The following is a 4,170-nucleotide window of genomic DNA, read 5'->3' as shown; positions in this document are numbered from 1 at the left end:
GCGGTCACTGATTCTATACGGATTTGTAACCTGGGCACCTCCCGAGGCGGATGGAATGAACAGCTCCTTCAACTTTCCCGATATCACTTCACGAGGACATCTGCCTCTCTATGCATGGGGCCAAAAGACGGGTTCAGCTGCAGCGATGCATGTGAGGGCCATATCGAGATCGACGATGGCGCTGAAGGCGCCAACAGCTCCGCATGCGCGCTGCCGCCACCCTCTCCAGCGGCTTGAACGCTCGGAATCTTTGAACGATCCGGCAATATTGACCGCATGGCGAAACCGCAACGGTTGCTCGCCTCGCGAAACTCCTAAGTTTCGCGACAGGTGGGTACCGGATTGGATCCCTGGGGCTTTTGATGTTGCAAAAGTCTATCGCAAAAGGAAAGAGTTCTGCGATGACTTTTGCGACGGATGCCCCATGCTCATCGGCTATGCGCGCGTCTCCACGGACGACCAGGATCTTTCGCAGCAGCGGGCGTCCCTACAGACGGCCGGCTGTCGCCGGATCTATGAGGAGAAGGCCTCCGGGGCAAAGCGCGACCGGCCACAGCTTGCCCGGCTGATCGACCAGCTCCGGGCCGATGACATTGTGACGGTCACGCGCCTCGACAGGCTTGCCCGGTCGACCCGCGATCTTCTCGATATTGCGGAGCAACTCCAGGGAGCCGGTGCTGGTCTCCGGTCGCTGGCGGAGCCATGGGCCGACACCACTTCGTCAGCCGGCCGGATGGTCCTGACCGTGTTCGCCGGCATCGCCGAGTTCGAGCGTTCCCTGATCGCCGAGCGGACTGGCACGGGGCGCGTGGCTGCCAAAGCGCGCGGTGTGCGGTTCGGTCGACCACCGAAGTTGACCGCTGACCAGATCGCTCTCGCTCGACGCTTGGTCGATGAAGGGCGGTCTCCCCGCGAGGCAGCCAGAATTCTCAATGTCCACGCATCGACGCTGTACCGGGCATTTGCCCTTCAAACTCCCAAGGGTACTGCCTCCGGTTCTTGATCGGTCCTATGACAGTTTCCTGTTCTGCGGCTACCCGGACCAAGACCGGAAGTGGCGTTTGGGTCAGCTCACTCCGTGACACCCGCAGACCCGCATCACTATTCTCTCCCGAAAACGAGGTAATGGGAGATTGGAAATATGGCGCGCCGGCGGCTGCTGACCGAAGACCAGTGGGCAAGGCTCCTGGCGGTGCCGGACGACGAACGCGCGATGGTGCGCCACTATACGCTCAGCAGGGACGATCTCGACATCGTCACCCTGCGGCGCACGGCGCACACCCGCCTGGGCTGCGCCATTCTGCTCTGCTATCTCCATCATCCTGGGCGGATTCCTGGGCCGGACGAGCGCCCGCCCATCGCGCTGCTGGCGTTCGTCGCCCGGCAGGTGGGCGCCGAGCCCGACGATTTCATCGCCTACAGTCGACGTGACCAGAACCGGCGCGAGCAGGTTGCCGCGATCATGGCACGGACCGGCCACCGTGCCTTTGATCGAACCCTCTTTCGCGACCTCGCGGCCTGGCTGACCTCCAAGGCACAGATCGCACGGGACCCGATCATTCTGGCGACCACCCTGATCGATGAGTTCCGGCGCCGTCGCATTCTGATCCCTTCGGCAGCGATCCTGGAACTGATGCTCCATCAGGCTCGTGGCCGGGCCGAACGGGTTCTGCATCGTGCCCTTGTCGATGGTATCGACCAGCGGACAATCGACGCGCTGGACCGATTGCTGACCCTGCGGGCCGACACTGAAGCGACGATGCTCGCTTGGTTGCGCCGTGTGCCGGCGGCCCCCACCGCCCGCAACATGCTGGCGGTCATTGAGCGCCTTTCCGCCTTGAAGGAACTCGGCATCGACCGGTCGTTGCGCGCACGCGTGCCGGAGGTCGCGTTCGAGCGGTTTGCGGCCGAAGGCCTGCGGATGACGCCGCAGCATCTTCAGGATCTGGCGACGTCGCGCCGACGTGCTGTGCTCGCAGCTACCGCGATCCGGCTGGAGATGGATCTGACCGACGTTACCCTGTCGATGTTCGACAAGCTGATCGGCAGTCTGGCGCGGAAGGCCGAGCGCCGGACGGCGGAGAACACCCTGCGCTCCGTCCGGGACACCCAGACCCAATTGCGGGTGCTGCTGACCGCGTGCAAGGCGGTGATCGGCGCTCGAGAAACCGGCGCCGATCCCTACGAAGCCGTCGACCAGGGGGTTGGCTGGTTCCGCTTCATGAAATGCGTCACCGACAGCGAAGCCCTGGCAAAGCCGGAGGTCGCCGACCCGCGCACCGAGATGCTCGGCCGCTACGCCACTGTTCGAGCCTTCGCCCCCACGCTCCTCAATCGCTTGAGTTTTCTCGGCAGTCCATCGGTGACGCCGTTGCTGCGGGCGCTCGACACCATTCGGGTCATGTACGCCGCTGGGCGCCGCACTCTGCCCGAGAAGCCACCGACCGGCTTCATCCGGCGCTCCTGGCGCCCCTTCGTCATCAAGAAGGAGGGCATCGACCGGAAAGCTTACGAAATCTGCGCGTTGTCTGAACTGCGTGATCGGTTGCGGGCGGGCGACGTCTGGGTGGAGGGGAGCCGCCAATACCGGGACTTCGAGAGCTGCCTCATGCCGCGTCCGACCTTCGACATCCTTTGCGAGGAGGGGGCGTTGCCCGTGGCCGTTCCACGCAGTGCCGAGAGTCATCTTGTTGAAAGAGGCGCGGAACTCGACCGGATCGTTACCGAGGTGGCGGACCTTGCCGAAGAGGGGTTGCTTGAAGACGTCGATCTGTCCGACGGCGAACTCCGCGTGAAGCCGATCCGGGACACGACCCCACTGGAGGCCGAAGACCTTGGCCGTCGAGCTTACGATCTCATGCCACGGGTCAAGATCACCGACCTTCTGCAGGAGGTAGATGGCTGGACCGACTTCTCCGGCTGTTTCACGCACCAACGCAGCGGCCGTCCCGCTGACGACAGGGCGGCAACGTTAACCGCCGTATTGGCCGACGGCATCAATCTCGGCCTGTCCCGGATGGCCGAAGCCTGCCGGGGTGCATCTATGCGGCAACTGGCCTGGATGCACGACTGGCACATCCGAGACGATACCTACATGGTGGCGCTCGCCCGCATGATCGACACGCACCGAGCCTTGCCGTTGGCTGCCGTCTGGGGTGACGGGCGCACGTCATCCTCCGACGGGCAATTCTACCGTGCTGGCGGCCGCGGCGAAGCTGTCGGCGATGTGAATGCCCATCACGGCAACGAACCGGGCATTGCCTTCTACACCCACATCTCCGATCAGTACGGCCCCTTTCACACCAAGGTGATCGCGGCGACCGCCAGCGAAGCGCCCCATGTCATCGACGGCCTTCTCCATCACCAGAGTGGTTTGGACATCGAGGAGCACTACACGGACACCGGTGGCACGAGCGATCACGTTTTCGGCCTGTGTGCCCTGCTGGGGTTCCGTTTCGCCCCGCGTATCCGCGATTTGAAGGACCGGAGGCTTTACCTGCTGCCCGGTCGGGAGGCACCCCCCATTCTGCGGCCCTTGGTTGGCGGAACCATCGACATCGAGCACCTCACGGCCAACTGGACGGAGTTGTTGCGGCTGGCGACCTCGATCCGCTCGGGCACCGCGACGGCCTCGGCCATGCTGCGGCGGCTCTCGGCTTACCCGCGCCAGAATGGCTTGGCCCTGGCTCTGCGAGAACTCGGCCGTATCGAGCGGACCGCGTTCACCTTACAGTGGCTGCGTGATCCCGCCCTCCGCCGACGCGCTAACGCCGGCCTCAACAAGGGAGAGGCTCGGAACGCTCTGGCCAGGGCAATCTTCTTCAACCGCCTGGGTGAGATGCGCGATCGCAGCTTCGAGAACCAGGTCTTCCGGGCATCGGGGCTGAACCTGCTGGTTTCCGCCATCATCCTGTGGAACACACGCTATCTCGAAGCCGCCTTCGCCGAACTGGTAAGCCAAGGGCATGGCGTAACCCCCGAATTGATGCGGCATGTTGCGCCTCTGGGATGGGAGCATATCGGCCTTACCGGTGACTATGTCTGGGGGGCCGACCCTCTTCCGGAAACCGGCCTCAGGCCGTTGCGGAGGATGCAGTCCTTGCTTGCAGCATGAGTTCCCAGTCCGTTCTCACATCCCGGACAATCTGATCACTTTCGTGTAGTGACCCC

At 63.7% G+C, this 4,170-nt stretch carries 2 protein-coding genes; both read left to right on the top strand.

Annotated elements, in window-relative coordinates; all coding sequences use genetic code 11:
* Positions 1 to 424 precede the first annotated feature (424 nt).
* Positions 425 to 1,003, top strand: a complete 579-nt coding sequence (locus TSO5_RS00255; RefSeq protein WP_109149739.1) for a recombinase family protein — start codon at positions 425 to 427, stop codon at positions 1,001 to 1,003.
* Between the two features lie 138 nt (positions 1,004 to 1,141).
* Positions 1,142 to 4,114 (top strand): Tn3 family transposase, encoded by a 2,973-nt coding sequence (locus TSO5_RS00250; protein WP_109149738.1) that lies wholly within the window; start codon positions 1,142 to 1,144, stop codon positions 4,112 to 4,114.
* Positions 4,115 to 4,170 lie beyond the last annotated feature (56 nt).

This window comes from Azospirillum sp. TSO5, assembly GCF_003116065.1.
GTDB lineage: Bacteria > Pseudomonadota > Alphaproteobacteria > Azospirillales > Azospirillaceae > Azospirillum.
This window is presented reverse-complemented; position numbering and strand designations above follow the sequence as displayed.

Bases quoted from the DNA above. Each gene is read 5' to 3' on its own strand.
- TSO5_RS00255 (WP_109149739.1), top strand. From the start codon at position 425: ATGCTCATCGGCTATGCGCGCGTCTCCACGGACGACCAGGATCTTTCG.
- TSO5_RS00250 (WP_109149738.1), top strand. From the start codon at position 1,142: ATGGCGCGCCGGCGGCTGCTGACCGAAGACCAGTGGGCAAGGCTCCTG.